This is a genomic window from Paenibacillus aquistagni (genome assembly GCF_900177815.1).
Taxonomy (GTDB): Bacteria; Bacillota; Bacilli; order Paenibacillales; family Paenibacillaceae; genus Paenibacillus_B; species Paenibacillus_B aquistagni.
The window spans coordinates 89,465-115,659 of record NZ_FXAZ01000004.1; the positions used below are offsets into that span (position 1 = coordinate 89,465).

21 protein-coding genes and 1 pseudogene are annotated in these 26,195 nt (G+C 46.5%); 11 read left to right on the forward strand and 11 right to left on the reverse strand.

Annotated features, from left to right (window positions below):
* Positions 1–3 precede the first annotated feature (3 nt).
* Complete coding sequence (locus tag B9Y93_RS14445; RefSeq protein ID WP_176228936.1) at positions 4–1,992, forward strand: stalk domain-containing protein; 1,989 nt, start codon at positions 4–6, stop codon at positions 1,990–1,992.
* Positions 1,993–2,133: 141 nt separating this feature from the next.
* Here B9Y93_RS14445 and B9Y93_RS14450 read toward each other — a convergent pair.
* Positions 2,134–2,346: pseudogene (locus tag B9Y93_RS14450) on the reverse strand (type II toxin-antitoxin system death-on-curing family toxin); the annotation flags it as partial.
* Positions 2,347–2,513: 167 nt separating this feature from the next.
* On the opposite strand from B9Y93_RS14450, the gene B9Y93_RS14455 reads away from it, so the two are divergent.
* From B9Y93_RS14455 to B9Y93_RS14470, 4 genes are all read left to right on the forward strand, one after another.
* Entirely contained in the window at positions 2,514–3,767 is a 1,254-nt protein-coding gene (locus B9Y93_RS14455) for a mechanosensitive ion channel family protein (RefSeq protein WP_085495298.1), read from the forward strand.
* A gap of 140 nt (positions 3,768–3,907) precedes the next feature.
* Positions 3,908–4,555: a 2OG-Fe(II) oxygenase gene (locus tag B9Y93_RS14460; RefSeq protein WP_085495300.1), complete on the forward strand. Its 648-nt coding sequence runs from the start codon at positions 3,908–3,910 to the stop codon at positions 4,553–4,555.
* Between the two features lie 214 nt (positions 4,556–4,769).
* Complete coding sequence (locus B9Y93_RS14465) at positions 4,770–5,564, forward strand: DUF6597 domain-containing transcriptional factor (RefSeq protein WP_085495302.1); 795 nt, start codon at positions 4,770–4,772, stop codon at positions 5,562–5,564.
* Between the two features lie 95 nt (positions 5,565–5,659).
* Entirely contained in the window at positions 5,660–6,049 is a 390-nt protein-coding gene (locus B9Y93_RS14470) for a DUF8051 family protein (protein WP_085495303.1), read from the forward strand.
* A 290-nt stretch (positions 6,050–6,339) separates the two neighbouring features.
* Here the strand turns inward: B9Y93_RS14470 and B9Y93_RS14475 are convergent, their stop codons facing one another.
* Complete coding sequence (locus tag B9Y93_RS14475) at positions 6,340–6,972, reverse strand: YfbR-like 5'-deoxynucleotidase (RefSeq protein ID WP_085495306.1); 633 nt, start codon at positions 6,970–6,972, stop codon at positions 6,340–6,342.
* A 318-nt stretch (positions 6,973–7,290) separates the two neighbouring features.
* A complete protein-coding gene (locus B9Y93_RS14480) occupies positions 7,291–8,910 on the reverse strand; it encodes an amidase family protein (protein WP_085495308.1) in 1,620 nt (539 codons plus the stop codon).
* Between the two features lie 219 nt (positions 8,911–9,129).
* On the opposite strand from B9Y93_RS14480, the gene B9Y93_RS14485 reads away from it, so the two are divergent.
* Positions 9,130–11,208, forward strand: a complete 2,079-nt coding sequence (locus B9Y93_RS14485; RefSeq protein WP_085495311.1) for a methyl-accepting chemotaxis protein — start codon at positions 9,130–9,132, stop codon at positions 11,206–11,208.
* A 127-nt stretch (positions 11,209–11,335) separates the two neighbouring features.
* On the opposite strand, the gene B9Y93_RS14490 is transcribed toward B9Y93_RS14485, so the two are convergent.
* The 8 genes from B9Y93_RS14490 to B9Y93_RS14525 form a co-directional block, all read right to left on the reverse strand.
* A complete protein-coding gene (locus B9Y93_RS14490) occupies positions 11,336–11,551 on the reverse strand; it encodes a hypothetical protein (protein WP_085495313.1) in 216 nt (71 codons plus the stop codon).
* A gap of 530 nt (positions 11,552–12,081) precedes the next feature.
* Entirely contained in the window at positions 12,082–14,217 is a 2,136-nt protein-coding gene (locus tag B9Y93_RS14495) for a copper amine oxidase N-terminal domain-containing protein (RefSeq protein ID WP_176228937.1), read from the reverse strand.
* Positions 14,218–14,332: 115 nt separating this feature from the next.
* Positions 14,333–14,677 carry an EamA family transporter gene (locus B9Y93_RS14500; RefSeq protein ID WP_085495318.1) on the reverse strand — a complete coding sequence of 115 codons (345 nt, stop codon included), beginning with the start codon at positions 14,675–14,677 and terminating at the stop codon, positions 14,333–14,335.
* A 2-nt stretch (positions 14,678–14,679) separates the two neighbouring features.
* Positions 14,680–15,150: a DUF2304 domain-containing protein gene (locus B9Y93_RS14505; protein ID WP_085495319.1), complete on the reverse strand. Its 471-nt coding sequence runs from the start codon at positions 15,148–15,150 to the stop codon at positions 14,680–14,682.
* On the reverse strand, positions 15,140–15,892 hold the full coding sequence (locus tag B9Y93_RS14510; RefSeq protein ID WP_085495321.1) for a glycosyltransferase family 2 protein: 753 nt from the start codon (positions 15,890–15,892) through the stop codon (positions 15,140–15,142). Before B9Y93_RS14510 ends, B9Y93_RS14505 begins: the two co-directional genes overlap by 11 nt.
* Positions 15,855–17,141, reverse strand: a complete 1,287-nt coding sequence (locus tag B9Y93_RS14515; protein ID WP_085495323.1) for an ArnT family glycosyltransferase — start codon at positions 17,139–17,141, stop codon at positions 15,855–15,857. The genes B9Y93_RS14510 and B9Y93_RS14515 overlap by 38 nt, the downstream gene beginning before the upstream one ends.
* 224 nt (positions 17,142–17,365) lie before the next feature.
* A complete protein-coding gene (locus tag B9Y93_RS14520; protein ID WP_085495325.1) occupies positions 17,366–18,592 on the reverse strand; it encodes a sensor histidine kinase in 1,227 nt (408 codons plus the stop codon).
* A 1-nt stretch (position 18,593) separates the two neighbouring features.
* Positions 18,594–19,304: a response regulator transcription factor gene (locus B9Y93_RS14525; RefSeq protein ID WP_085495326.1), complete on the reverse strand. Its 711-nt coding sequence runs from the start codon at positions 19,302–19,304 to the stop codon at positions 18,594–18,596.
* A gap of 456 nt (positions 19,305–19,760) precedes the next feature.
* Here B9Y93_RS14525 and B9Y93_RS14530 point away from each other — a divergent pair, with 456 nt between their 5' ends.
* The 5 genes from B9Y93_RS14530 to B9Y93_RS14555 all read left to right on the forward strand — a co-directional run bounded on the left by B9Y93_RS14530 (position 19,761) and on the right by B9Y93_RS14555 (position 26,169).
* Positions 19,761–21,212 (forward strand): sulfatase family protein, encoded by a 1,452-nt coding sequence (locus B9Y93_RS14530; RefSeq protein WP_085495328.1) that lies wholly within the window; start codon positions 19,761–19,763, stop codon positions 21,210–21,212.
* A gap of 51 nt (positions 21,213–21,263) precedes the next feature.
* Entirely contained in the window at positions 21,264–22,478 is a 1,215-nt protein-coding gene (locus B9Y93_RS14535) for a metallophosphoesterase family protein (RefSeq protein ID WP_085496047.1), read from the forward strand.
* Between the two features lie 504 nt (positions 22,479–22,982).
* Complete coding sequence (locus B9Y93_RS14545) at positions 22,983–24,224, forward strand: ABC transporter substrate-binding protein (RefSeq protein WP_085495333.1); 1,242 nt, start codon at positions 22,983–22,985, stop codon at positions 24,222–24,224.
* 185 nt (positions 24,225–24,409) lie between these two features.
* A complete protein-coding gene (locus B9Y93_RS14550; protein WP_085495335.1) occupies positions 24,410–25,351 on the forward strand; it encodes a carbohydrate ABC transporter permease in 942 nt (313 codons plus the stop codon).
* The gene (locus B9Y93_RS14555) at positions 25,348–26,169 is read left to right on the forward strand and encodes a carbohydrate ABC transporter permease (RefSeq protein ID WP_085495337.1); all 822 of its coding nucleotides are present in this window, start codon (positions 25,348–25,350) and stop codon (positions 26,167–26,169) included. The genes B9Y93_RS14550 and B9Y93_RS14555 overlap by 4 nt, the downstream gene beginning before the upstream one ends.
* Positions 26,170–26,195: the final 26 nt, after the last annotated feature.

Genomic DNA, 26,195 nt, shown 5'->3' on the forward strand with positions numbered 1-26,195 from the left:
AAGATGAAAGGCAGAATGATGGTGTTTCTATTGATTAGCTTTCTCCTTCTATTTGGGGGAACGGCAAGTGCAAGCGAGAGACTGGATCATAGACAGGGAGATTACCTCGTTCATTATCTTGAAGATGGGGATGGCACGAAGCAGATATTTTCAATGGAGACAGGCAATCAGCTTACAGCATCCAACACGAAGATCCACGTGTTTATCAATGCGCAGGAATTGGACTCTTCCGACTATACAGTTGATTATGATAACCACACCATAATGGTGCATAAGGTACCAGACAGCGGGGCTGAGCTCTCCATGAAGTATGCGATTGCCCCTGCCTTTGAATGGGAGGAAGGGGTGTCGGGCACCGCCAGCATTGGTCATGCGCTGTCTGCGGGGGACGGCAATTCGCGAACGTTTAAAGTGACGTCCCGTTACACCCTCAACTCCAGTAAAAATGTCAGCTTGTACATAGATGGCAACAAGCTTCGTGCGTCTGAGTTTAAGTTTGACCATAAGACGCTTACTGTCACCCTTTCCGAGAAGCGGAAGGCACCAGGCAAGCAGTCGAAGATTTATTTTTACTTCCCTAAGACATCCGTATCTGGAACCGTACAATCGAACGAAGAGACTGATCCGAAGCCGTCAACCGGTTCGGATGCAACCCCGACCCCGGAGCCGGACACAGGGGCTGTAGTCGAATTTAACGTGCCAAGCGGCGAGAACTTCCCTGGTACGATTGCGTTAACGCCGAATTACACCTTTACGGTGTCCACAACAGCTGAAATGAGAAAGTCGGGTTTTTCTACCTATGTCATCATTAAAAATGCTAGTGGGGAACTGGTAAAGCGAATCCGTGTTGACGGAGGCCGTTCTTCTACCTATTCACTGCGTAAGCTAGGGCTGCCTGAGGGCGGATACTATTTTTATTTGAAAACGGTGACACAGTACGGAGGCTATGCTGTCTCGATCCCTCAGTTCTATCCTGTTCGCTATGAGGCGCAGCAGATCGGGGTCTTTATTGAAGGGAAGCAGCAGGAGTACACACAGCCACCCGTTAACTGGAAAGGAAATGTGCTCGTTCCGCTTCGGGGCATTTTTGAGGCGCTGGGGGCAACGGTAAAGTGGGAGCCTTCTACGCAAACGATAACGGCAACAAGGGGAAGCACAACGGTTGTGTTAACGATTGGTTCGTCCACCGCCTATGTGAATGGTAAGCCAGTCAAGCTGCATGCTCCCGCGCAATTAATAAACGGAACAACCATGGTTCCGATTCGATTTATCAGTGAGGCGCTTGGCGGAGTAGTAGCATGGGAAGGAACGTCGAGAACGGTCATTGTGTTTCAACATGAGCCTAAGATCGAGACATCTGCAGAAAGTGAGCGGACACCAAGCAAAGAAGGTTCTGAAGCGTCGGGCTCATCGCCAATCTTGCAGCATATTTCAAAAGAAATTAATGAGGCCTCCGATATTGTGTTTGTCATTGACGTTACGGGCAGTATGGCTGAGGTCATTGATTATGTGAAGGAAACGATCAGTCATTTCGTGGATTCGGTTCCAGCTGGCTCTAACTTTGCCATCCTCGCGTACCGCGATATCAACTATAAAGATGCCTATTATCCTGCTATGGAGTTTTTCAATTTTACAAATCAAAAGAATGTATTGAAGAGCCAGCTAAGCGGCTTGGTTGCTACTGGAGGCATGGATTGGTATGAATCGGGCTTGGAGGGCATTCAAATGGCGGTTGAGAAGATGTCGGACAGCAAGAAGGCCAAGCGGATCATTTTCATAACGGATTCACCTGTGCATGAGAAAGGGAGCTCCCCAAGCAAGTCCCGTTATTCGCTAAAGGAAATAAGCGAAAGTTTAAAATCGAATAAGGTTACACTGGATGCGATCGCTCCGAAAGAAGGACCTGCTTATAAACAAATCATCCAGCTTGTTGAAAGCAGTAACGGTACCTTATACGATATTAATGAAGCCTCTGTGCTTCATATAAAATAAAATAGTTGTATTAGACATCAGCTCATCCGTAGATGAATACATTTTGGGCTTAAAAGGAGGCGATTGTTGAATGTCCAAATTCACGAATCGCCTTCGACAGAATGAAAAAAGCGACCTTAATGAGGGTCGCTTTTTCATTTATCATGTCACGTCTATACAATGCTCTTTAATGATTTCAGCTAATTGACTTAATGTATATTTGTTGTTAACCATGTCAACGGTAAGGTCTTCGGCTTTCTGGGGATCCATTTTGAAATGTAAGCCGTTATAACGCAGAAAGATCACCATAGCTGTAAAGGCTGTGCGTTTGTTCGCATTGTGAAAAGGATGGTTTTTGCCTAACGATTCGAATAGTGCAGCTGATTTTTAGAAGGCCTCTGATCCACAGAAGTTAATGATGCGATATCTTTAAATGGCCGGTTAATTTTACTTTTATCTTGGCCACGATTTCTTCGATTTATTGCCTCCGCCTCTAATGTCATTTATAATGTTAGGCTAACAAATAAGGTTAGGAGGAAATTATGGATTTTATTAAACATCAGCTTGACGGATACGGCATGAGCGAGCAGACTGTGTTTTATCTTTCGAATATCATCATGGTTGTGTTGATATCGGTGGTATGCATTCTGGCAACGATCATTACGAAAAAAATTGTGCTGCGGATGATCATTCATCTCGTTCAAAACAATAAGTATACCTGGGACAACATCATCGTAGAGAAGAAGCTGTTTCACAAGCTGTCGCACCTTGTTCCCGCGATTATTATTTATTATTCTGCGTACGTCTTTCCGTCTGTTCGAGGCTTAATTGAAAAAGCGGCATTGACGTATATGATCGTCGTGATGATCTCGGCGTTAAATGCGCTGCTCAATGCGATGGAGGCGATTTATCGTACGTTTGAGGTTTCTAAAATCAGACCGATTAAGGGCTATATACAGGTTGCCAAGATCGCGCTGTACATTATCGGCGGCATCGTGGTCATCTCGAATCTCATCGGGCAGAATCCGTTGATTATCCTTAGTGGTTTAGGCGCATTATCGGCAGTGCTGATGCTCGTGTTCAAAGATTCCATTCTGGGTCTGGTAGCTGGCGTGCAATTATCATCAAATGATATGGTGCGCGTAGGCGATTGGATCGAAATGCCCAAATATAATGCGGACGGCAACGTCATTGACATCACCTTGAATACGGTAAAGGTCATGAATTTTGATAAAACGATTACGATGATCCCAAGCTATGCGCTTATCTCGGATTCCTTCAAGAATTGGAGAGGGATGCAGGCGTCTGGCGGCAGAAGAATTAAGCGGAGTGTCTATATTGATACGAGCAGCATCTCTTTCTGCACGGAAGACATGATTGCGGCATTCGAGAAGATTCACTACCTTACAGACTATATGACGACAAAAGTAGATGAGATCAACGAGTATAATATGGAGCGCCATATTGATACGGACAGCAAGGTGAATGGGAGACAGCTTACGAACATTGGCGTCTTCCGAATCTATATTCTCCAGTATTTACGCAATCATCCCAAAATTCATAAGGATATGACGCTGATTGTAAGGCAGCTGGCGTCTGGAGATAACGGATTGCCACTGGAAATCTATGCGTTCAGCAATGATACCGATTGGGAAGCCTATGAAGCGATTCAGGCGGATATCTTCGATCACATTTTTGCAGTAGCTTCTACCTTCGGGCTCCGCGTATTCCAGAACCCAACAGGGCATGATATTGCTCGATTAAAAGACAGCACGGACTATGTGCGTCAATATTAGGAGTTCGTTCTGCCTATATGCGTCGCACGATTGATTTTTTCAATAAGCTTGGACTTCGACAAATCATGACAAAGAAATAACGACCATTTTATGGTATTATTATTTATGGTTAAATGACATAAAATGGGAGTTGCATAACGATGGTAGGGAATGCGACAGTGAAGGAACAGACGATCTTCGCTCATGTGGGCAATATGATCAAAACAGAGGATCGAGAGATTCGAATGGTAGCCAAGTATGAGGAGCCTTTGGTAGTCGTGCTTGAGAATGTGCTTAGCCATGCAGAATGCGATGCGCTCATTGACTATGCCCGAGAGCGATTGCAGCGGTCTAAAATAGGCGGGGGTCGTGAAGTTAGCCAGCTAAGGACAAGCAGCGGAGTGTTTTGCGAGGAGAATGAATGGATCACGAGCATTGAAAAGCGAATCTCTCATCTTATGAATATTCCCATTGAGCATGGCGATGGCATGCAGATTCTATTTTATGCTCCCGGACAAGAGTACCAGCCCCACTTTGACTTCTTCGCAGACACGAGCCGTGCAAGCGCCAATAATCGAATCAGCACGCTTGTGATGTATTTGAATGATGTAGAAGAGGGCGGAGAAACCGTATTCCCTATGCTTCAGTTGTCAGTGTTTCCACACAAAGGCATGGCTGTTTATTTCGAATATTTTTACAACAGCGAGGAGTTGAACAAACTTACTCTCCATGCAGGTGCTCCCGTTATCAAAGGGGAGAAATGGGTAGCCACGATGTGGATGCGCAGGCAAGCCTATCGACTATCCTAGCAGCTTGCGTAAAGCACAATAGTGCTTGAACATCAGGGCTGTAACCGTCATTATAATAGTAGTCTCTCATATCGGATGTACAAGGAGTAATGACGATTTTTTGCTAAAAAACGTCTATGCTCATCTAACAGAACTTGATTGTCTTGTATGCATGCATGTCAAGCCGGCCATAGAAGGTCGGCTTTTGTGATTTGGAGAGAAAGGAGCGCATACGTTGATCCAAACATTCGAACCTATTCAGGCTTTGTGCGGCCTTGTGGATTATATATGGGTAATGGACTTCGAGTTTCTTGAGGACAATTATCGAGAGGATATCATTATGCCGCTCGGGCATGTCAATCTGATTTTTAATTACGGATCTAGGTACAGCTTGGTTGAACAGGACCTGATGCTTGCAATCCCTGATGTCGCTATCATTGGTCAAATGAAGAGGGCGAAGCATGTTCGATATGGACAGCGGCTGCAGCAGATGGGGGTATCGTTAACGCCGCTAGGGTATATTCAAATATTCGGTGAGCCCGGTATAGCCCTGACGGAGCGCATTGTACAAGCCTCAGATGTGGGTGCTGGTACGGAAGAACTCTATCAAGAGCTGAAAGCGTCTCCAGACATCGAGCAGCAGATCACCGCGGTCCATCAATATCTGCTGCAGCAATTGACGTTGAATAAGGGGGATACCGCTCGCATAGAGAGCATGCTCTCGTATGTTGAACAAGCATATGAAGACTTGAGTATCGCGAATATGGCAAAAGCCTTTCAGGTATCTGTTAGTACACTGGAGCGTTTTTTCAAAAAATGGGTGGGGCTGACGCCAAAGGCCTACGGGGATATTGTGAAGTTCAGAAAGCATGCAGAGGATAAAGGCTTGCGAGAAAACATGCAGGATCACTACTATGACCAATCCCACCTTATTAAGACGTCCAAGCGATTTGCCGGCAAGACGGTCAAGGAGCTTGAGAAGCTGCAGCATGAATTAACACTGCGCTATGTATGGCAGGATGAATCCTAACAGCATCATCTTATCGGTGCTTATTTTTTACAATACAAAGCCCTTTCATTCAGCTAAGCTTGAGATACACCAATGAATGAGAGGAAGGAATATAGATGCAGGATATAATGATCATTGCAAGTTTCATTATGTTTTTGAATGTGACACTACTGACAATATTGGTACCGGGAGGACCGATTGAGAATAGGGATTTCTCAAAATTAACAGGCGCTGTATTCTGGGGATTTAATGTATTTCTCATTTCACTTGGAATCATGTCGTTTGTTACCTGTTATCTCTTATTGATCTCACACCCCCACGCCATCTTGATTTCGCAAGTTATCGCAATTCTTTACTTTATCGTATATACCATTGATCTGGCGGGCATGTTCCCTAAGTCTCCGACGAAAATGTCCAAGCCGCTTATGATGCTTGAGATTATCAATACAGCCATGGCGGTGTTCCTTTTTATCTTTGTGACAGCAGTCAATCATATTGGGCTATAAGGGCGATAGAGGCACCATTCAGGTGTCTTTTTTTATTTCTTTATGTGATTAGATGGACTTCGATCAATATTCAAACAGGATGATACCAAAAGGGAGCTGCTTCTTGTTGCGGAGCTAAGAAAGTGATTAAATGCACAAGCAAAGAGGCGGTTAGCCGGGGAAAATGGGGTGTCCCGAGCTATCATTTGTTTCGGAGTGCAAGATTCACTTAACGCAAAAGTTCTAGTGGGAGTTAACGGGGCATTAAAGAGATGAAATGCCTGCGGATTGGAGAGGGGAGCGTTGCGTCTTCACGACGATGCCAGCGCTTCATTGGTGATTCTTTCGATATCGATTGGCGATCTAGAGCCTTCACGAACCATATCAGGTAATATATGATTCAAGAAGTAGTCCACACAATGCAAATCCATGTTTTTAATCTTAATAAGTGCATGGCGGTACATGGCGATAAATTCTTTTTCGGTATTGCCTCGCTGCAGCTCGGAAAATGCCTCATAGATCTGATCCATTTTATCCGCAACCTCTAGGATTTGGCCTTCTATGGAATTGTCTTTGCCCTCGCGAAGCTGTCGATGGAAGATGGGCTTGAACTCATCTGGTATATGCTCGTTGATGAAATGATCGACCATGCCTTCTTCTACTTGCTGCAGCATGGATCGAAGTTCTAATGAGTAATGTTTTACAGGAGTCTTAATATCCCCGATAAAAATTTCTCCATAGTCATGGCTGCTTGTTATTTCATAAAGCTTCTTCCAATCGACACTAACGCCATTGCTCTCTTCGATATCAGCCAAGGTCTTGGCATACTGCACCACCTTCCATGAATGCTCGGCCACACTATGCTCTTGAAATTTGAACTTCCCTGGGCAGCGAATAATTCGCTCTAGATCCGTTAGAGATTGAAAGTACGTATGAATTCCCATAAATGAATGTCCTTTCTGTGTTAGTAATTGATGATTACGATACTAGTATAAACGTGATTTGTTAGTGGATGATTAACGCAGATTGCCAATCCTGACCAAAATGTTAACGTGGTATTAAACGTGGGTGAAATAGAGCGATAACATGCGCCGAATAGGATTCGGATGCCTCGATTATCCTTCGTTATAGAAACAACCGCCCCGTATGGACGGAGCGGTTGTCATTTCATAGACTCATTTATCCTGAATCAGCAGCCGATAATATAAAAAGGGAGAAAGCGAGATGGCAGCTGCTCATTGGGTACATAGCCTATGAAGCTATTATTTGAAGTTCGGTGTATGAGTAGGAACCGTTCTTACTTTCGTTGCTTGCTCGAAGGAATAAGCAAGATCAAGCAGCTTCTGCTCGGTATAAGCGGGTCCCATGAAGGAGATGCCGATAGGCACACCAGCTTCAGCCATTCCTGCAGGCACGGTTACTTCTGGGAAGCCTGTTGCAGATGCAACATAGCTTGCAGCATACGTGTCATACGCATTGCATACATAGGTAGGATCTTCTTTGTCAAAGCGATTCGAAGCTGGGCAGGACATGGTCGGGAACACGATCGCATCCAAGTCGTTGTCCTTCATGAGCTTCTCTACGCTTTTACGTGTTTCGGGAATCACATGATTCACGATATTTTTGTACTCATCGGAATTCAATGTCTCAGCCTTTTCCAGCGCTGTCTTCAGGCCATCCAAGCGAGCAGGGTTAACGGGTGTCTTGGAGTTCAATACCTCAGGCGATTCGCTGATCTTAATGACCTCTTCCAATGTCTTTACGCCGCCAGCAGGAAGGGTGCTCAAGTACTTCTCGAATTGGCTCTTGAATTCTGCATCGCCGATAGGGCCAAGCGCAGGCGTCCAGAGATACTTCGTACGATCGGAGAACTTCACACGAATGACCTCAGTGCCCATGCTCTCCATCTTGGCAATGGCTTCTTTCGTGATCGCGTCCACTTCTTCGTTATCGCCAAAGAAATCGACCGCGACACCAACACGCGCTTTCTTCAATGCGGAAGCGTCAAGTGCCTTCGCATAGGCCTTCACATGCTTGGATGCATCCTTGGTCGCTGCATCTTCTTTGTCAGTTCCCGCCATAGCAGCAAGGACGATGCTTGCATCCTCAACGCTGCGAGCCAATGGGCCGGTTACATCCAAGGAAAGGGAAGATGGAACCACTCCTGTACGGCTAGTAAGGCCATGCGTTGGTCGGATTCCGACAAGACCCGTTACATTCGCAGGTCCTCTAACAGAACCGGAGGTATCGGTACCAAGGCCGAATACCGCGAAGTTAGCGGCTACAGCTGCAGCGCTGCCGCTGCTGGAACCGGAAGCATCACGGTTGAGGTTGTAAGGGTTAAGCGTCAACCCGCCCATGGAGCTGTAGCCGAGACGTCCATAAGAAGCGGCAAGCTCAGACATATTCGTTTTAGCGATAACAATCGCGCCAGCATCAATCAACTGCTGCACCGTATATGAATTTTTGAGCGGATATTCATTTTTAAGCGCGACTGAACCAGCGGTTGTCGGCATGCCAACCACGTCAAAGTTATCCTTCACCACAAATGGGATGCCATGAAGGACGCTTCTTGGGCCCTTGGATGTACGTTCTGCGTCCAATGCCTTAGCTGTATCAAGCGCCTTCTCGTTGATTGCTGTGATCGCATTTATAGCAGGGCCCTGCTTGTCATAGGCCTCAATACGTTCAAGATAGTACTTTACAAGTTCTTCTGAAGTCGTCTGCTTGCTATCCAAGGCTTTCGCGACTTCTTCAATGCTTTTTTCAAATGGATCAAATGGAGCCGTTGCTGCTTCTGCATTCGCTTGATTCCACGGGAGAATCGTCACGACAAGCAAAATAGCTAGTAAAGCTTTGAGGTTCACATATTTTTTACCCACGTGTCCTGCCTCCTGATGTCTTTAATATAGGTCTTAAAAGTGCGGTTTTTCTCCCCTTCATCCATTATCGTTGATTTCTATCAAAAAATGAATAGAATTCGACAATAGTCCCTAAGATCTATAAAAAAATTCGACAATATCTAACAAACACTGATTTTTCAGCCGATAGTATGTAAAGAGATATATCATTTGTGCTATACGCATTGGAGGAGAAACATCTTGAGAAACAAACTGCAGTGGAATCTTAAGCTTCAGCTATTGGTCACCATGGTCGTTCTTGTCCTGCTGTCGACCTTATCACTCGGTCTTGTGATCAATCACCGCGTGATGAATGACATGGAAGAGAACTTCTATGAGGCGACACGAAAGGAAATCGAGCAGGTCAGCAAGTCAATGGACTTGTACTTTAGCACGATCAATGAATCGGTGGAATACTTCGCCAAGCATCCTGCTGTAACGAAGATCGACGGTTCAGTTACATCCTATGTAAATGCGGTCGGCGAGGATGGGACGATTCAGATGACTCCATCGCAGACGCCAGGCATGGAATCACAAATTTACAATTTATTTTTAAACTACGCCAATACACATCCTAATATAGCGTATATCTATCTAGGAACAAAGGAAGGCGGGTATATTCAATGGCCGGAAGGAACGTCAACAGACAAATTCGATCCAAGACCAAGGGCCTGGTATACTCAAGCCGCAGAGAAGCCGGACAAGGTTATGCGTTCAGGCGCTTATGCAGCTTATACGACGAACAGTCCAATTGTAAGTTCTTCAATGACCATTAAGGACAGCGCAGGCAATGTTGTCGGGGTACAAGGCGTGGATGTCAGCTTGGACTCGTTGACGAAGACGATCAACGACATAAAGATCGGGAAAACAGGGTATGTGATCCTGGCGGACCAGACGGGCACAGTACTCGCTAATCCGAAAAATCCCGAAACCAACTTCAAAGCGCTTAATGAACTAGGTGTTGAGCAGTTCAATGAGATTGACAAGATGAAAGATAAGAATTTTGATATTGCGATGAATGGAATCAGCCGCACGGCGAGCGTTTATATCTCTCCGGTGACAGGCTGGAAATACATCTCAATCATGGACAAGAGTGAGATCGAAGAGTCGGTCAAAGTCATTCAAAACATTATTTTCATCGTGATGGCGATCATCGCTGTTATCGCTATCGCTGCTGCTATGTTCTTATCGAATGCGATTACCAAGCCAATTAATGCAGCGGTAAAACATGTGCAGGAAATTGGCGGCGGCAACCTGACTGTCGATATTCCCGATTCGTTGTTGAAGAAGAAGGGCGAGGTCGGCGCCATGGTTCGTGCGATTCATGATATGAAGCAAGATATCCAGAAGATGATTGGCGGAATATCAAGCTCAGGTCATATTGTATCTGAATCTGCTGTCAATCTGGCTACGAGCATGGATCAGACACAGAAGGCGGCTTCCTTGATTACAGAATCCATCATTCAGTTGGCTTCCGCATCCAGCCATGAAGCAAGCACGGTAATGGAAGGCTCGGATAAGGTTGAACAGCTTGGCGGTGCGATAGATCAAGTGACGCTGTCCACGCAAGAGATCTTGGATCTTGCTCGCCGAACAAGCGAGCTGAATGATCGAGGCATGCTGATCGTAGATGAACTGGTAGGCCGCTTCAACAGCACCCTGCAATCGTCAGAAGATACGGCGCAAGCGATTCAAGATGTAAGCAACAGTGCAGGCGAGATCAGCAACATCCTATCGACGATTCTTCAGATTTCGAGCCAAACCAATCTCTTGGCGCTGAATGCTTCCATTGAAGCTTCTAGAGCAGGGGAGCATGGCCGTGGATTTGCGGTGGTTGCATCTGAGATTAGAAAGCTGGCAGAGCAATCTGCGGATGCTGCGAACAATATCAGCAAGATCGTATCGAATGTAAGCAATGAGATGGAGGCTGCTGTTGAGGCAATCGGCAACTCTCGTGATTTGTTAATGGAGCAGGAGACAGCCGTTCGGGAGACTGAATCAATCTTCAACGATATTAAGGTATCCGTGGATGGACAAATGAGCATGACAGATCAAGTAGAGCAAAATGTTCAACTGATGGTCGATAAACGCCATGAGCTGTCCGATATCTTTAACAATATCTCGGCGATTACTGAAGAGAATTCGGCAATCTCTCAAGATGTATCTGCTGCGGCAGAAGAGCAGATGGCGACGATTGATGACGTTACAGGCTATCTCACACAGCTTAAGGGACTCTCTCAAGATCTAGAGGAAAATATTAAGAAATTCAAGATAGACTAAGCAATACTGCTTCAATCACGAGGTTAATCGAGGTAAATAGAACCAAAGAGCCCGATCGGCAAGGGGAATATCTGATTTTCCACGAGCTTCGTCGGGCTCTTCTTTTTATTCCTTTTTATGCATCGTATTACTCTGGAGGGATGCTTTCAATGGCTGTAAAGAACACATCTAAAATATCGCGATCAAAGGTTTCTTTCACATAACTTGTTATATGTTCAAGCTGTTCCTGACTGTCATATTCCAGACATGCACGGCCTTCGCACCACAACACCGTGCATTGAAAGGCCTCCTTCACTTGCTCTATCACATAATCTTGTGGAATGTGTTCTCGAATTCTTGCCAAGGCTTATGCACTCCTTCTGCAAATCATTTCCTTATTTGTGCAGCTCCTCTTATTGTTTTAAATTTTATCTATTTTGGCGAGGACATTTGTCACACTTGAGAAAATCAGCAAATCAGCAAATCAGCAAATCAGCAAATGAGCAGATATGGGCATTCTCTTGGATATGGTCAGCAAGAGTGTCATTTCGATGAAGTGATCCTTGATTTCTTAATACAGACTGTCCATGACACAGCATTGTTAACGGACGGCATGCGAAGGCTTAGCCTGAAGCTCCCCCCAAGGCTAAACACCCGTACAAAGTGCATCCATTTTCAAGATGATCCATATTCGCTTCGCTCAAAGGCAAAAGCCGACCGGATGAGGTCGGCTTTTGCTGTATTCAATATCGTAAAATGGAAGGGGTGACGATGTTGGATGATTAGAAATGAGAACGTGGCATCGCTCATTTCTGATCTCTATATGAAATACATCCATGATGCATGCTATCCAATCTATCCTGAGATGAACACAATGGAGCACTCACAAGTAGACTATGACTTCTTCTCAGGCAGCGGCATGAATAAGAACGTAAATGGCAGATTGCTGCCTGCTGCAGGCGTAATCCAGAGCTCGACGCGTTCTTCCTTGTCGCCTGTCCGATAGAGGACGCTGGTGGTATTCTGAGTCGAGCCAATATGCTTAATATGCACGACCTCATTGTTCACTCTCGCCGCACCGGAATAAAGTCCGCCGCGAGGATTAAAGGTAATTAGCGTATTCGGCGCTACCCGGTTAAGCACGATGTAATAGAGCACGCCATAGTTGCCGGAATTCGTTGCATCAGTGAACTTGATGCCGTCAATGCCCTTCTGGAAGGGATCCGTCGTATTATCAGTCAACGGCAGGCGTTCTGGCTTGGTGCCGACAAGCTCATTGTATTCAAACACCCGCGTGGAATCCTTGAAGGTTCCGCGTACAATCGATTCCTTTGGATCTAGATCAGGCAGCGTAGGAAGTGCCACCAGCGGATCATTTTTAGCTTTTACCATAAAGATCGTATATTGAATCGGTCCGTCGCTGACGAGCTCCGCATTCATGGTGATGATGTCTCCAGAAGATACAGTAGGCGTGCTGAGCGGTGTAAAGATCAGCTTTTTCTCACCTGGCTCTAAGGCCAGGCTGCTGCGCGCGCTGCCGTCGATCATGGACTCAAAGTATCGAGCCGCGGCAAGCCTTCCAGCCACCTCTGGATGATTGGTTGGTCCAGCGAAGCCTAGGCTGCTAATATTGACATTTGTCGTAGAAAGGCTTGTATTCTCGGCCACAACATAGAACTTCGCCTTCTCGCCGAGATTGTTCTTATGGTGAATCATAAAGCGAGTGGCCCCTTCGATGGTGTCTTGATAGAGTATGCCCTCGTTGTTTACCGTCTCAGGACCGCTTGCGCGGAATAAGGTGAATGGCTCGGTCCAATATTTATAAGGAAGCGCGTCGAACGACAGCACTGAACTACCCACAATTTCAAAATTGCTGCCTACTGGCGTAAATAAACGAACAAAGTCCTCTTTGTTGTAAAGGAGCTCTGAGGTGATCTCGATCTCCTGCTTGTACGTGGAGGATGCGCCATGCTTGTCTGTAACCTGCAAGGTCACTTCGACCATTCCAGGCTCGAAGAAGGCTGGGTTGTTGTTGTCCCACTTGCGATCGACGATGGCATCCTCTTCATCGGTGCTCTGATCCTCGTAATAAATGAGCTCACCCATGCGGTACTTTTTCTTATTGGTTGTAAAAAATGCGACCGGAGGTTCATTTGGCTCCGGTTCCGGTTCAGGCTCCGGCACAACAGGCGGTGTTAGAATGATGCGATTGCTTTCCAGCGTAAGTGTAAGGTTGTACGCTGCGGCAAAGGATCGGAGCGGGATCATCAGTACGCCTTTGTCCATGTAGGGTGTGCCGTTTAATGGAGCAGACACGCCGTTCATCGTATAGGTGCCGCGATTTGCTTTGAATCTCGCTTCAGCGATCCCATCCAAGAGAATGGCTTCATTTGTGCTTCCATCATACCCCACCTTATAGCCGAACCGCTCGGCTATTGATCTTAAGCTTACATAAGACACCCCCTTTTTTACGGTCAAATTGCGCAGTGCATTATACGCTCTGCCGTTCTGTTCCATCTTGCTGCTGTTCGGATACAGCACCAATGAATCCTGGCTCACTTGTATGCTTGTGGCCCGCGGTTCCATCGTATCCTTTGCGCTGCTGTCAGCAGTCGCACTTTGATCCTCAGCATCAGCATTGGAAAGAGCGGGATCATCATTGCCAGTTGATGCTTGGCTCCGCTCTGTGCCTGTTCCACTGCTGTCTTTGCTGCCGTCATGGTTTTGTTCGTCGCGGCGATTATTCTTCGAATCGACGGAATCGTCGGTTGTTGGCGTAGACGAATTTGTGCTTGTATTTGTATTGCTGCTTGATGATCCTGCATTCAAAAGGCTGCTATCCGTGTCGCCTGCGCTCACCGCGCTGTTGACCAGAGCACTGCCGCTGGCTTCTGTCACTGGCTTGTCCAAGCCGTGCTGCTGCACTTGACCATTGGACTTGTGCTCAATCGGCTCCGCCTGCACAGGGATGACAGATGCTGCTTGCGAGACGGCAATGATTGTCGCTAGAATGGTTTTTTTCATCTTCATAAATAATAGAAACTCCTTTTTCCAACCAGCCTTCATGTTGCTTGCAAGAAGTATCACTGTCAGCTGCTGCTTCAATGATTCCGACTGATGGTATTGATATGCGTGATAACTACATTTATTTTAAGGTAATGACCATTACACCTAAGATAATGATGCCTGCGCCCAGCCAGCGATTGACGGGAATCACTTCCCCGAAGAGGTAGAGCGCTGCGAGCAAGCCGAACACATAAGCAAGGCTTTGAAGGGGGTACGCAATGCTCAGCGGCAGTCGTGACAAGACGAACAGCCACAGTACTGTTGCGATGCCATAAAAAGCGATGCCTAGTAGAATCAAGGGAGAGAACAGCACGGATAACAGGTTGTGCAGTTGAAGTCCGCCTTGCTGAGCGAGTCCCATCTTCCATACGATCTGGCCGGCAACGAGGAAGAGAATGTTTAGCAGCAGCAGTCCATACACCATGATTAGCTGCTCACCTCAACGCATGGTGACGCAGGATTCTCCTCGTCTACTTGCTGCTCCTCTGATCGCATCATCTTCAGCAACACCTGATTCTCGATCCACACCTTCTGTTCAATCCGCTCCTGCTGCTTGATGAGCTCCTGAATTTTGCGCTCTTGCAGCGCAACAGTCTGGACTAGAGTAACATTGCGCTGAGTCATAGCGGATACCGCCATTGTAAGATGAAGCAGAATGAATAAGATCCCGATGACACTCAACAGATAAAGCAGCGAAGGCGCGTAATCAATATGGATGAGTCTCGCCAGATCATCAAGAATAGACGGAAACAGCGATAGAATCATCATCAGGACACTGAGCAGCAGCCACAGCAGCGCGTATTGCTCTTTTAACTTCTGCTTGCGAATCAAATAGAAGAGAGTAGCGCCAAATACGAGACTAATATAAAAGCTGAATAAGAAAATATTAGGCGTCATGACTCATTTCCCACACTTTCTTCTTCTTTGTTTTCATAATGAGTACGGCTAGAATCACCTTGGTCATGTAATAGATAGACTTCAGCGGCGAGATGCTCGATACGCCCCCTTGACGTTCCAGCATGATCACGGGCGTCTCTTTAAATGTCAGGTGATAGTTATCTAGCAGCACGAGCGCCTCGACTTCAGGGTAATCTGTAGGATAGTGCTGTGCGAACAACGCAATTGCTCTGCGGCCGCATAAGCGATAGCCTGAGGTCGGGTCTGTAATTCGCTTGCCGGTAACCCGCGTAACAAGACCGGCAAGGAGATCAATGCCAAGTTTCCGTGTGAACGTGGATTGGAAGCCTTCCTTTTCGATAAATCGAGAGCCTACGACCATATCCGCACCGCTCTCTTGAATCGTGTTAAGCAGCTTGTTGAGATCAGCGGGATTGTGCTGGCCGTCACCATCAATCTGGACGGCATAGTCATAGCCGTTCTCTGCGGCATAGCGATAACCGGTCTGAACAGCGCCGCCAATACCAAGATTGCAGCTTAAGTGAAGAACCGCAGCGCCTGCTCGCTCCGCGATAACCCCCGTATCATCGGTGGAACCATCGTTGATGACCACAATATCTGCGTAAGGGGTGTATCTCTTAAGTGATAGAATCACCTGCTCGATGCCTTCCTCCTCGTTGTATGCGGGCACGATGACAAGAATTTTAGGTTTGGGATGGTGAGGATGGCGATGGTTGAGCATCGTCTACACTCCTTTCGATATTGGAATCAGGAAGTTTGTGATATCGGGCAATCAGCCAGCGGACCATGGCGACACCGACCATGCTGTCCATGATGATAATGAATGGCATGACGGTATAGTTATATCGAAACTCTGGGATGAAGGCGAGCCGCACAATTGACATCGTGACGACAATGACGCCTAAGAGCGTTGCAGGCTGCCTCCACTTTCTAGCCTGCATAAACAGTGCAATGAGAGTCATGAAAATAAGTACTTGATGCAGCAAATTCCGCGGTAAAAACGGAATGACCGGATACAGCGGATCATGGCCGCTGCCGAAGTACATGCGTGCGTAGGTGTGTTTCAGCTTGCCGTACGTATACCATTTGGTAAATTCCCACGTATGCTCGGTAAATCCGACCTTGAGACGTTCCTTTGCGATCTCCATCTGCGTTTTGCCTTTGCGATCGACCAGGCCATCTTCATAATTTTTGTTCGGATAGGTTCCAGCATGGAACGGGTTTACCTGTGTAGAGGCGACAACAACCTCGTTTAGCGAGATCATATTCCGGATCACCCATGGAGACAGCACAACCGATGTACCAATGACGGTGAACAGCAGCAGCTTCAGGGTCTGCTTTTCTCTTTTCCATAAAAAATAGAAAACATAGATAGGAAGCAGGAGAATCAAAAATTCAGGCCTTGTCAGCACCAGCAGCCCCATCGCGGCTCCGCTTAATACGGCGTAAGTCCGGGTCTTCTTCTCGAAGACGATAAGCTGAAGATAGACAAAGGTCATAAAGAACAGCGTAGCCAGGGTTTCGGTCAGAATAGCGCCATTGCTCCATACAAACGACGGATAGATTGCACCGATAAATAATGCGACCAGCCCTACCTTTGTTCCCCCAAGTCTCTTCGCGATGCAGTATAGCAGCCAAAGCGTAATGAGGCTAATGACGACTTGCGTGTACCGAATGGTAGGAAAGGGATCGTTATGCTCATAATCTACGAGCTTGTAGATCGCGGCCATGAATAGTGGGTAGCCAGGCGTAACCTTTGCATTCGGCTCGGTATCCTTATAGGCATAGACCCCCTTTTCAAGCAGTTGTCTGACCATGGCATCGTAATGGACGGAGTCGTGAGTTACTTTGTGATTCACGGAGACGAGAAAGTCTATTCTTAAAAAGGTTGCTAGAGCAAAAATAAGTACAATGAGTGCAATCGTGATCCAAGACTTGGATTGATGGATACGATTCGAGCGTGTTAGCATGCAGCATGCTCCTTTCTGTATTGGACGCTTAACGCGGAACGTTCATGGCTCATTTATGAACTCCTATAACGGTACATGATAGTTCTTAATGGTCGACGTCTGAAATGCTTAACAAATCCTTAATTAAATCCGTAGCATTGATGAAGAGTGAGAATGTAAGGAAAAAAAACACCTCCCACAATGGTGGAAGGTGTTCGGATGGTATGGAAGGGTTGATTTCAAAGTTAGGTTGACTTCGGAAATACGGTTTCGAAACAGGTTTGCCGCTCACTGCTGCTGGCAGCGATCTTGCCGCCGTGGACTTCGATAATGCTCTTCGTAATGGCAAGTCCAAGGCCCGTTCCGCCGCCTGTCTGCTTCGATCTGGACTTGTCTGCACGATAGAAGCGATCAAAGATAAACGGCAGATCCCGCTCTGGAATGGGAGAGCCATAATTCACGATCTGAATCACGATCTGCTGCTCCTCCTCGTGAATATAGATGTCGACTCGTTTGCCATCGCTGCCATATCGGATGGCATTGGCAATCAGATTTTCATATGCGCGTACAAGTCGGTCACCATCAGCTCGAATGATAACGGGATGCTCAGGAGCATGAACACGGCAGGACATGCCGGCGCTCTCCAGATGAGGTACAAACTCTTCAGCTAGCTGCTGGAAGAAGTCGTTCATGTCAAGCTTCCTAAGTTCAAGCGGCATGCCATTATTGATTCGTGTATATTCGAACAAGTCGTCAATCAGCTTCTTAAGGGTTACAGATTTCTCATAGGCTATCCCTACGTAATAGCGAAGTTCCACCTCATCGACATAGCGATCCTTCTCAATCAGCTCAAGAAAGCCTAGGATGGAAGTGAGCGGCGTTCGAAGATCGTGCGATACGCCCGTGATCAGGTCGTTTTTCGTTTTTTCTGCATTGCGCTCCTCTTGAATGGAATGATGCAGCTGCGTGCTCATTTTGTTGATGCTCTCTGCTATTTTCCCAAGATCATTATCCGGCTTAACCGGAATGTCATAGTGGAAATGTCCCTTGGCGATCTCCTGCAATCCATGATGAATTTCGCGCAGGTACTCGTTTAACTCCTCAGACACACGATTAACCTGAGCGGCAATTGTGCCAAGCTCGCTCGGAGTCTGAACCTTTACGGGCTCATGGAATTTGCCGTTCGCCATATGCTGAAGCGATGCTGCGATATCTTGGGTGTACTGCACCAATGGACGGCTTAGCACCAAGTAAAACGTCAAATACAACAAGGCCCCGGCAACAACCATGGTGGGCGTGGAGCCGACATTGTTAATGACCCAGATAATGGGGGTGCTCAGCGGATGGTATTGCATAAGATAGGTTGCAAGCAAGTTGCCAAGCAGCAGAACGAGTGCCGTCGACAGGGTGCTTGCAATATGAATCATTAAGAATCTCCATCGAATGGAATAGAAAAGTTTGATGCGAGTCATGCTACAGCTCCTTTGAGGATTTCATCTTGTATCCGATGCCCCACACGGTCTTAATAAACCGCGGATTCTGCTTGTCCTTCTCGATCTTCTCGCGGATCTTCCGGATATGAACCATGATGGTATTCTTAGAATCCATAAAGGGCTCATTCCACACCTCTTGATAAATTTTATCCATGCTGAGCACAATGCCCTGATTAATCGCCAGCAGCTCTAGGATGGCAAACTCACGGGGAGTCAGCTTGACCTCCTGATCGTCCACTGTAACGGTATGGGTGGCTGTGTTGATTACCAGCTCATCAATCATAATTTCGTGATCATTCTTTTTCGTTTCTTGACGGTTCAGCTGCTTGTAGCGTCGAAGCTGGGACTTCACGCGTGCCAGCAGTACCAGCGGATTAAACGGCTTCGTCACATAATCATCAGCACCGATGCTAAGACCGGCAATTTTATCAATATCCTGGCTCTTGGCAGACAGCATGATGATCGGAGTGTTGTTCTCTTCTCTGATCTTCATGCAGGCCTGAATGCCATCCATCTCCGGCATCATAATATCTAGAATAATGAGATCCACCTCATGGTTCTCCAGGATGCTGAGCGCCTCTAGGCCGTTTGATGCCTTGTGAAGCAGATAGCCTTCATTTTTAAAATAGATCTCCATTAATTCGATAATTTCTTTCTCGTCATCAACGAGTAGAATAGACTCTCTGGACATGATTTGCACCTCTGAATTCATCTCTATGGTTGCTACAACGATGTTGTAAATATACCATATCCTAGCAGTATTTGCTGTGAGCCCCCGCTAGGTGGATTTATTTTAACCCTTATCCCTTAACAAAGATGAACATAATTGCTTAATTTTATCTTAATTAAATCTAATTCAACTTGTAAGCATGAAAGTGCATGGCTTAATAACTTATAACAATAAGTATAATGTTCCCTTCTTCACCTAATCTGTTGTCCACGATTGAAAAATATAAAACTCCATATCTCACTGAGAAGAAAGTCCATCATATCTACGAGCTTTTATTCAGTCGATTCTTGATAACCTATCGCTTGCTTCAGTTGTGAGAATCGGTCGCTCAAAATTAACATACAATTCATACCACTTGAGGTAGAATGGTGTTGCAAGCGCATTCAATGAGTGATCTAAAGGCAGGTGGAGTAGAAGATGGGAAAAAGAAAGCACATCTGGCTCATTATAGCCGATCAGATGCGAGCGGATGCAATGGGCGTTGAGAACAAGAAGGTTCAGACCCCTGTGCTTGATAAGCTGGCTGCCGAGGGGACCGTATTCACCAATGCCTATTGTGCAAGTCCGGTATGCACGCCGTCGAGAGCTTCTATTATGACGGGGCGCTATCCGAATGTACATGGAGCTTGGAATATTGGGGTGTCGCTTCGGGAAGACGAAGTTACATTATGCGACTCTTTAAAGGAACTTGGCTACCGTACCGTAGGGGTCGGGAAAATGCATTTTCGTCCTCAGTGCAAGACGGGGTTTACGGCTGAAGCGGAGGAGGTATCCGTTCGAGACAGAGGCAGGGAGCGGGATGGAACATACTTTGGCTTTGATGAGCATCATATCTCAGAGGACAATATGGTAGGCGAGTACATCGAATGGCTGAGACGTCAGGATTCAGCAGTGGCTGAGCGCTTTGTTCGAGATCAGTACCGTTCAGGGGATGCAGTACGCGATGTGTGGGAAAGCGATATCCCGCCTCATCTTCACCAGTCGTATTGGATGGCGGAGAAGAGCATTGAGCAAATTGACAAACATGATGTGGAGCAGCCGCTTTTCTTATGGACCAGCTTTGTTGATCCACATCATCCGTTTAATCCGCCTCGTGCGTATGCAGAGCAGTATACTGACGTCGATATTCCGATTCCAGAAGCACAGCAAGGAGAATTCAAGCTTCGGCCGGAGCATTTGCAGCGGCAAGGGGAGCGTGGATATTGGCCAGGTGGCGGGGAGGCTCATCAACTGGATCGAGCTCATCTACAGCGAGTGATCCGCAATTACTACGCCATGATCACCTTCATGGATGAACAGATTGGGCGCATCAATGAGGCATGGAAGGCGAGAGGGCTCGATGATGAGCTCGTCATTGTCTTTACGAGCGATCATGGGGAATTGCTAGGCGATCATGGCTTAATGTATAAGGGTCCTTGGTTCTATGAGGGCTTGACTCGTATCCCGATGATCATTCGAGTTCCTGAAGGAACAGACAAAAAGGTAAGTGCGCTCATGGAGCATGTAGATATTGCACCGACGCTTCTTGATATCATCGGCGCTGCCATCCCCTATGGCATACAAGGGGTATCGCAACGGCCTGTAGTAGAAGGCTTGGAAGCCGCGGTTCGAACTTCAGCGATCACGACTTATGATGCTCATGATCGAGGCATTCAGGCCCAATGCTTGCGGACGAATCGATATAAACTCGTCTTGTTCGCCGGAGAAACCTATGGAGAACTGTATGATCTGGAAGTGGATGCGGAGGAGCGGCAGAACGTATTTTTTGATCCTGCTTATCAAGCAGCGAAGCTTCAACTGCTAGAGCTTCTTGCCGAGCGATTAATTCAGGAACAGGATCCGCTGCCAGAACGCAAAGCTTTATGGTAATGCAAGTGACTAGGATGTTATCGATAAAGGGAGGACATGCGCGTGAATGACATGGATAAGGACGAAGGGCAAGAGCAGCCGATTGTAAGCTTTCAGGTTATTACGGATATGCATATTACCGGAGACAGTCAGCATGCTCATAACCAAAATGTACGGGCTGTCCTTCAAGACATCACGACGACTGACCCGAATAGTGACGCCTTAATCATGCTTGGAGACAATACGGACAGTGGTCGAGAAGAGGAATACCGGGAATTTGAACGAATCTTCCGTGCCTATGAAGCGGTGCTGCCTGCCACATACTTTATACAAGGCAACCATGACGTGCGCTGGGGAGATTGGACCCTGCATGCAGAGCGGTTTAAGACATATACCAAGATGACGTCTCATTATTATGATGTATGGATCAAGGGCATTCATTTTATTTTCCTAGGGACGGAAAGAGGACTGAAAGACTATTCGTATCTATCCAAGTCGCAGCTGCAGTGGCTGGAAGAGAAGCTTGAGGAGGATCAGTCAGGCGACAAGCCCGTCTTTGTGTTTCACCATCAGCCGTTGAAAAATACCGTAGCTGGAGCAAATGAATCCTATCATGAAAATAATTTTTGGTATGGGGTTCGTCAGGATCGTGAACTTAAGCAGCTGCTAGCCAAGCATCCACGGGCGATTATGTTCAGCGGTCACACGCATTGGGAGCTCGGCTCCAAGGATACGATGGTAGAGACTCCATATGCAACCTTGTTCCATACGGGAGCTGCTTCTTATCTGTGGTCGGAGGAGCACGGGCATCGAAGCGGGAGCCAAGGGTACTTTGTAGAAGTATACAAGGATAAAGTGTTGGTGCGAGGCAGAGACTTCCTAAGCAGCAGCTGGCTTGCTGCAGCTCAATTTGAAGTAAGCCTCACGATGCCAAGAGAAGTGGATCAAGCGCATCAGGAACCAGACCTTACGATCAGCCATCCGTCGTTTGTACTCGACAAGGAGATGTACAAGGTCGGTGAATCGATTCAGGCCACTTACAGCGGCTCTGTATGGAAGGATTGGATCGGCATCTTTCCCGCAGGAGTGAAGCTCGGGAAATCTGTGAGCGCACTTGCCGTTCTGAGGCCCTGTGACTTCGGGCAGCCGGATGGGCATCTTCTATTCGAAGATATATGGCTTCCTTCTGGCGAATACGAAGCCATATATGTGGGGGAAGCCGAATATCGAACGGAAAATGATCATTTGGAGCTGGAGAGAGTGAAGTTTAAGATTGTTGAAGGCTAATAGGCGATCGCGAAGAGGTCCTCTTATGAGGGCTTCTTTTTTAATTGAGTTATTTTTATTTGGTAATACATGCACTGTATTTATTGTCGATGATCGGTGTATGACTCATTATTCAGTAAATATTTTAGTAAAATTATTTATTTTAACTAAAGGAAATGTGGGTGAAAGTGTACGACTATTACCGATATATGCTGGTTATGTGCCAAAAATGTTCATTATTTGGTTATTTTTTGATTATCAATACATGAACGGAACTTGATTTTAGTAAAATATATTGACTTTTTACTAAAAGTAAAAATATAATAAATGCAACATCACCCGATGCCGGCTGGCAGCGAACACCCCAGATTTAGACTCGTTGACGAGCCGCTGGCATCAGATGATGAGAAGATGGGAGATGGTTCGCAGTCTATTGCGTTCCGAAGCTATGCAGCTTTGTTATACTTGCATGTACGCAGAGTAATCTTAGGATTTGCAATCCAATCTGATTAAGGGGTGCTTGTCATGCTAGAAACGAAGAGAAGATCATGGTTTGTTGTTATCATTCTTACCATGCTGTTCCTGAGCGCATGCGGTTCAGGAGGGGCGGGCAGTTCGTCAGATGAGGGACAGTCCGGAAAGGCCACGATTCGATTTGCAACGTGGGATTCTGAGGAGAATCTGACTTTGCAGCAAGGGCTGGTGGATAAGTTCAATGAAGCTCATCCTGATATCCAGGTTAGCTTGGAGGCATACGGCAGCGAATACGATACGAAGATCGCCGCAGGCATGGGCGCCAAGGATGCGCCAGATGTCATGTACATGTGGAATTATCCAACCTACAAAGACGCTCTGGAGCCGCTTGATTCCTACCTTGAAAAAGAAGGGGCGGACTTCAAGAATAATTATTATGAGACGCTATGGAATTACAACTCGGCAGACGGCAAAGTATTGGGGCTTCCTGTCGGCTATACCACGCACGTTGTGTATTACAATAAGGACTTATTCGATAAAGCAAATGTACCTTATCCAAAGAGCGATTGGACATGGGATGACTTGCAGGCAGCAGCCAAGAAGCTGAACAATCCAGATGAGAGCATCAGCGGTTTTGCCTTCTCAGGAACCCCAGATCCCTATGATTTTGAAATGTTTTTATGGGGAAATGGAACCGCTTACGTAGATGATAGCGGCAAAACACAAGGCAGCTTGAACAGCCAAAAATCAGTTGATGTGCTCACTATGTTCCAAAACATGCTGAAGGATGGCTACGCGATTACAACAGAGGGTTCAGGTTCTACTGAAATGAAATCCGGCAAAGTGGCGATGTTTACGAATGGCGCTTGGTCAATCGGAAGCTTGAAGGAAGCAGGCATTAACTTTGGCATCGTGGAATTGCCGTCCTTCAAAGATGGAAGCGCTGTCAGCATTGTATCCTCTTCTGGTATCTCGATGTCCAAGGATTCAAAGAACAAGGATGCAGCATGGGAGTTTATCAAGTTTTGGACCAGTGAAGAAGCGAACAAGGCGCGTCTTGATTATGAGCTACCTGTTCTGAAAAGCGTTGTGGAGAGCGAGAAGCTTCAGGATGATGAGCTGAAGAAGGTATTCTATCACATGCTTGAGATGAGCGAGGGCTATACACCAGCTTCCTTCAAGGTAGAGAACTGGAGTGAAATGTCTGAGAAGCTCGCACTCGTCTTCGAACAAATCTTCAATCCTAGCACATTGATGGATCCGAAGGCTGTTCTCGATGATGCGGCAGAATAAGGAAGCCTGCAATTGAAAATAAGAAACGGGCCATTTGTTGGGTAGAGCCGCGCTAGTGTAAAGGAAGCGACGCAGCAAAGCGAATGGCTTGTAGGAAAGAGAAGGGGTGCATGCACCCCTTCTTCAATACTAAAGACACATGACAGTCATCCTTAGACTAAGAGGGGTATTAGGAGGTACGCGCTATGGAGCATGCAGTTAAGCCTCATAAACGGGTTCGAAGATGGGATAAATGGACCCCCTATTTGTTCATATCGCCATGGATTATCGGCATTCTGTTATTTACGGTTGGTCCGCTTATTTTCTCGCTGATCATGAGCTTTTTTGATTGGCCGGTAACCTCATCACCGAAGTTTATCGGGCTTGGCAACTATACGAAAATGTTCACTGAGGATCCTCAATTCTACAAATCGCTGTTGATCACGCTTAAGTTTGCGCTCTTCTACGTTCCGCTAAGCTTGGTCACCTCTCTCATTCTTGCGATGTTGATCTCGCAATCGGTTCGAGGGGTCAAGTTCTTCCGCACGATATTCTATCTGCCTGCGGTTGTATCTGGCGTAGCGGTGTCAATTATCTGGGGTTGGATCTTCAACACCAAGTACGGAATTCTTAACTATGCCTTGTTCTTGCTTGGCATTGAGGGTCCAAAATGGCTTATTGATCCGAACAGCGCCATTATCACGATCGTCATCGCCAGCGCGTGGGGCGTAGGGACGATGATGCTGATTTTCTATACGAATATTAAGAGCATTCCGCCAGATTTATACGAGTCTGCATCAATTGATGGAGCGGGTCCAATTCGCCAGTTTACTCACGTGACGCTTCCGCTCATTACGCCAACAATCTTTTTCAACCTGATTACATCCACCATATCGGCGCTCCAGCAGCTTACGCTTGTCCTTCTGCTGACCAATGGCGGTCCGTTGAAATCCACCTACTTCTACGGATTGTTCGTATACAACAATGCGTTCAAGCATCACAAGCTTGGGTATGCGAGTGCGAACGCCTGGTTTATGTTCATCATCATTCTGCTGCTTACCGCATTAATCTTCAAGTCGTCAAATGCGTGGGTGTTTTATGAGAATGAAGTGAAGAAGGAACGGAAAAAAGGAGGCAAGAAGAAATGAAATTATCCAGTTGGCATAAAATCGTTGTCTACATCTTGTTAATCGGATTCTCGATTTACTTCCTGTTTCCTTTCATCTGGATTGTGCTTACAGCGTTGAAGTCCGAGGCAGAGGTGCATCAATATCCGATCACCTTCTTCCCGAGCGAGTTTCGGTTTGAGAATTTTGTAAACGCGTGGAAGGCGCAGCCTTTTGGCCTTTACTTTATGAACTCCGTCACAATCACCGTGCTGACGACGCTTGGGCAGATTATCTCGTGTTCTCTGATCGCCTACGGCTTTGCTCGCTATGACTTTAAATTCAAGAATGGCTTGTTTATCCTGCTATTGGCTACGATGATGATTCCTTGGGACGTTACGATGATTCCGCTTTATATGCAGTTCAATTTGTTCGGCTGGATTAATACCTTGAAGCCGCTTATCGTTCCGGCGTTCTTCGGATCTGCGTATTATGTGTTCTTGCTAAGGCAGTTCCTCATGAATGTGCCGAAGGATCTTGAGCATGCGGCGAAGATTGATGGAGCCAACGACTTTCAGATCTACTCCAGAATTTTTGTGCCGATCATGAAAGCACCGCTGACGCTTATTGCTGTACTCAATATGCTGTCGGTCTGGAATGACTACTTAGGGCCGCTCATCTTCTTGCAGGATCGCATGAAGTATACACTGGCTTTGGGCCTTGCTTCCTTCAAAGGTGTGCATGAGCTGCAAATTCTGCCGATCATGGCAATCACGATTATTATGATTATTCCGCCGGTTATTGCCTTCTTGTATGCACAGAAATATATCGTTGAGGGCATTAGCGGCGCGATCAAATAACCTAACTTCTTAGTGTGGTAGTGGGG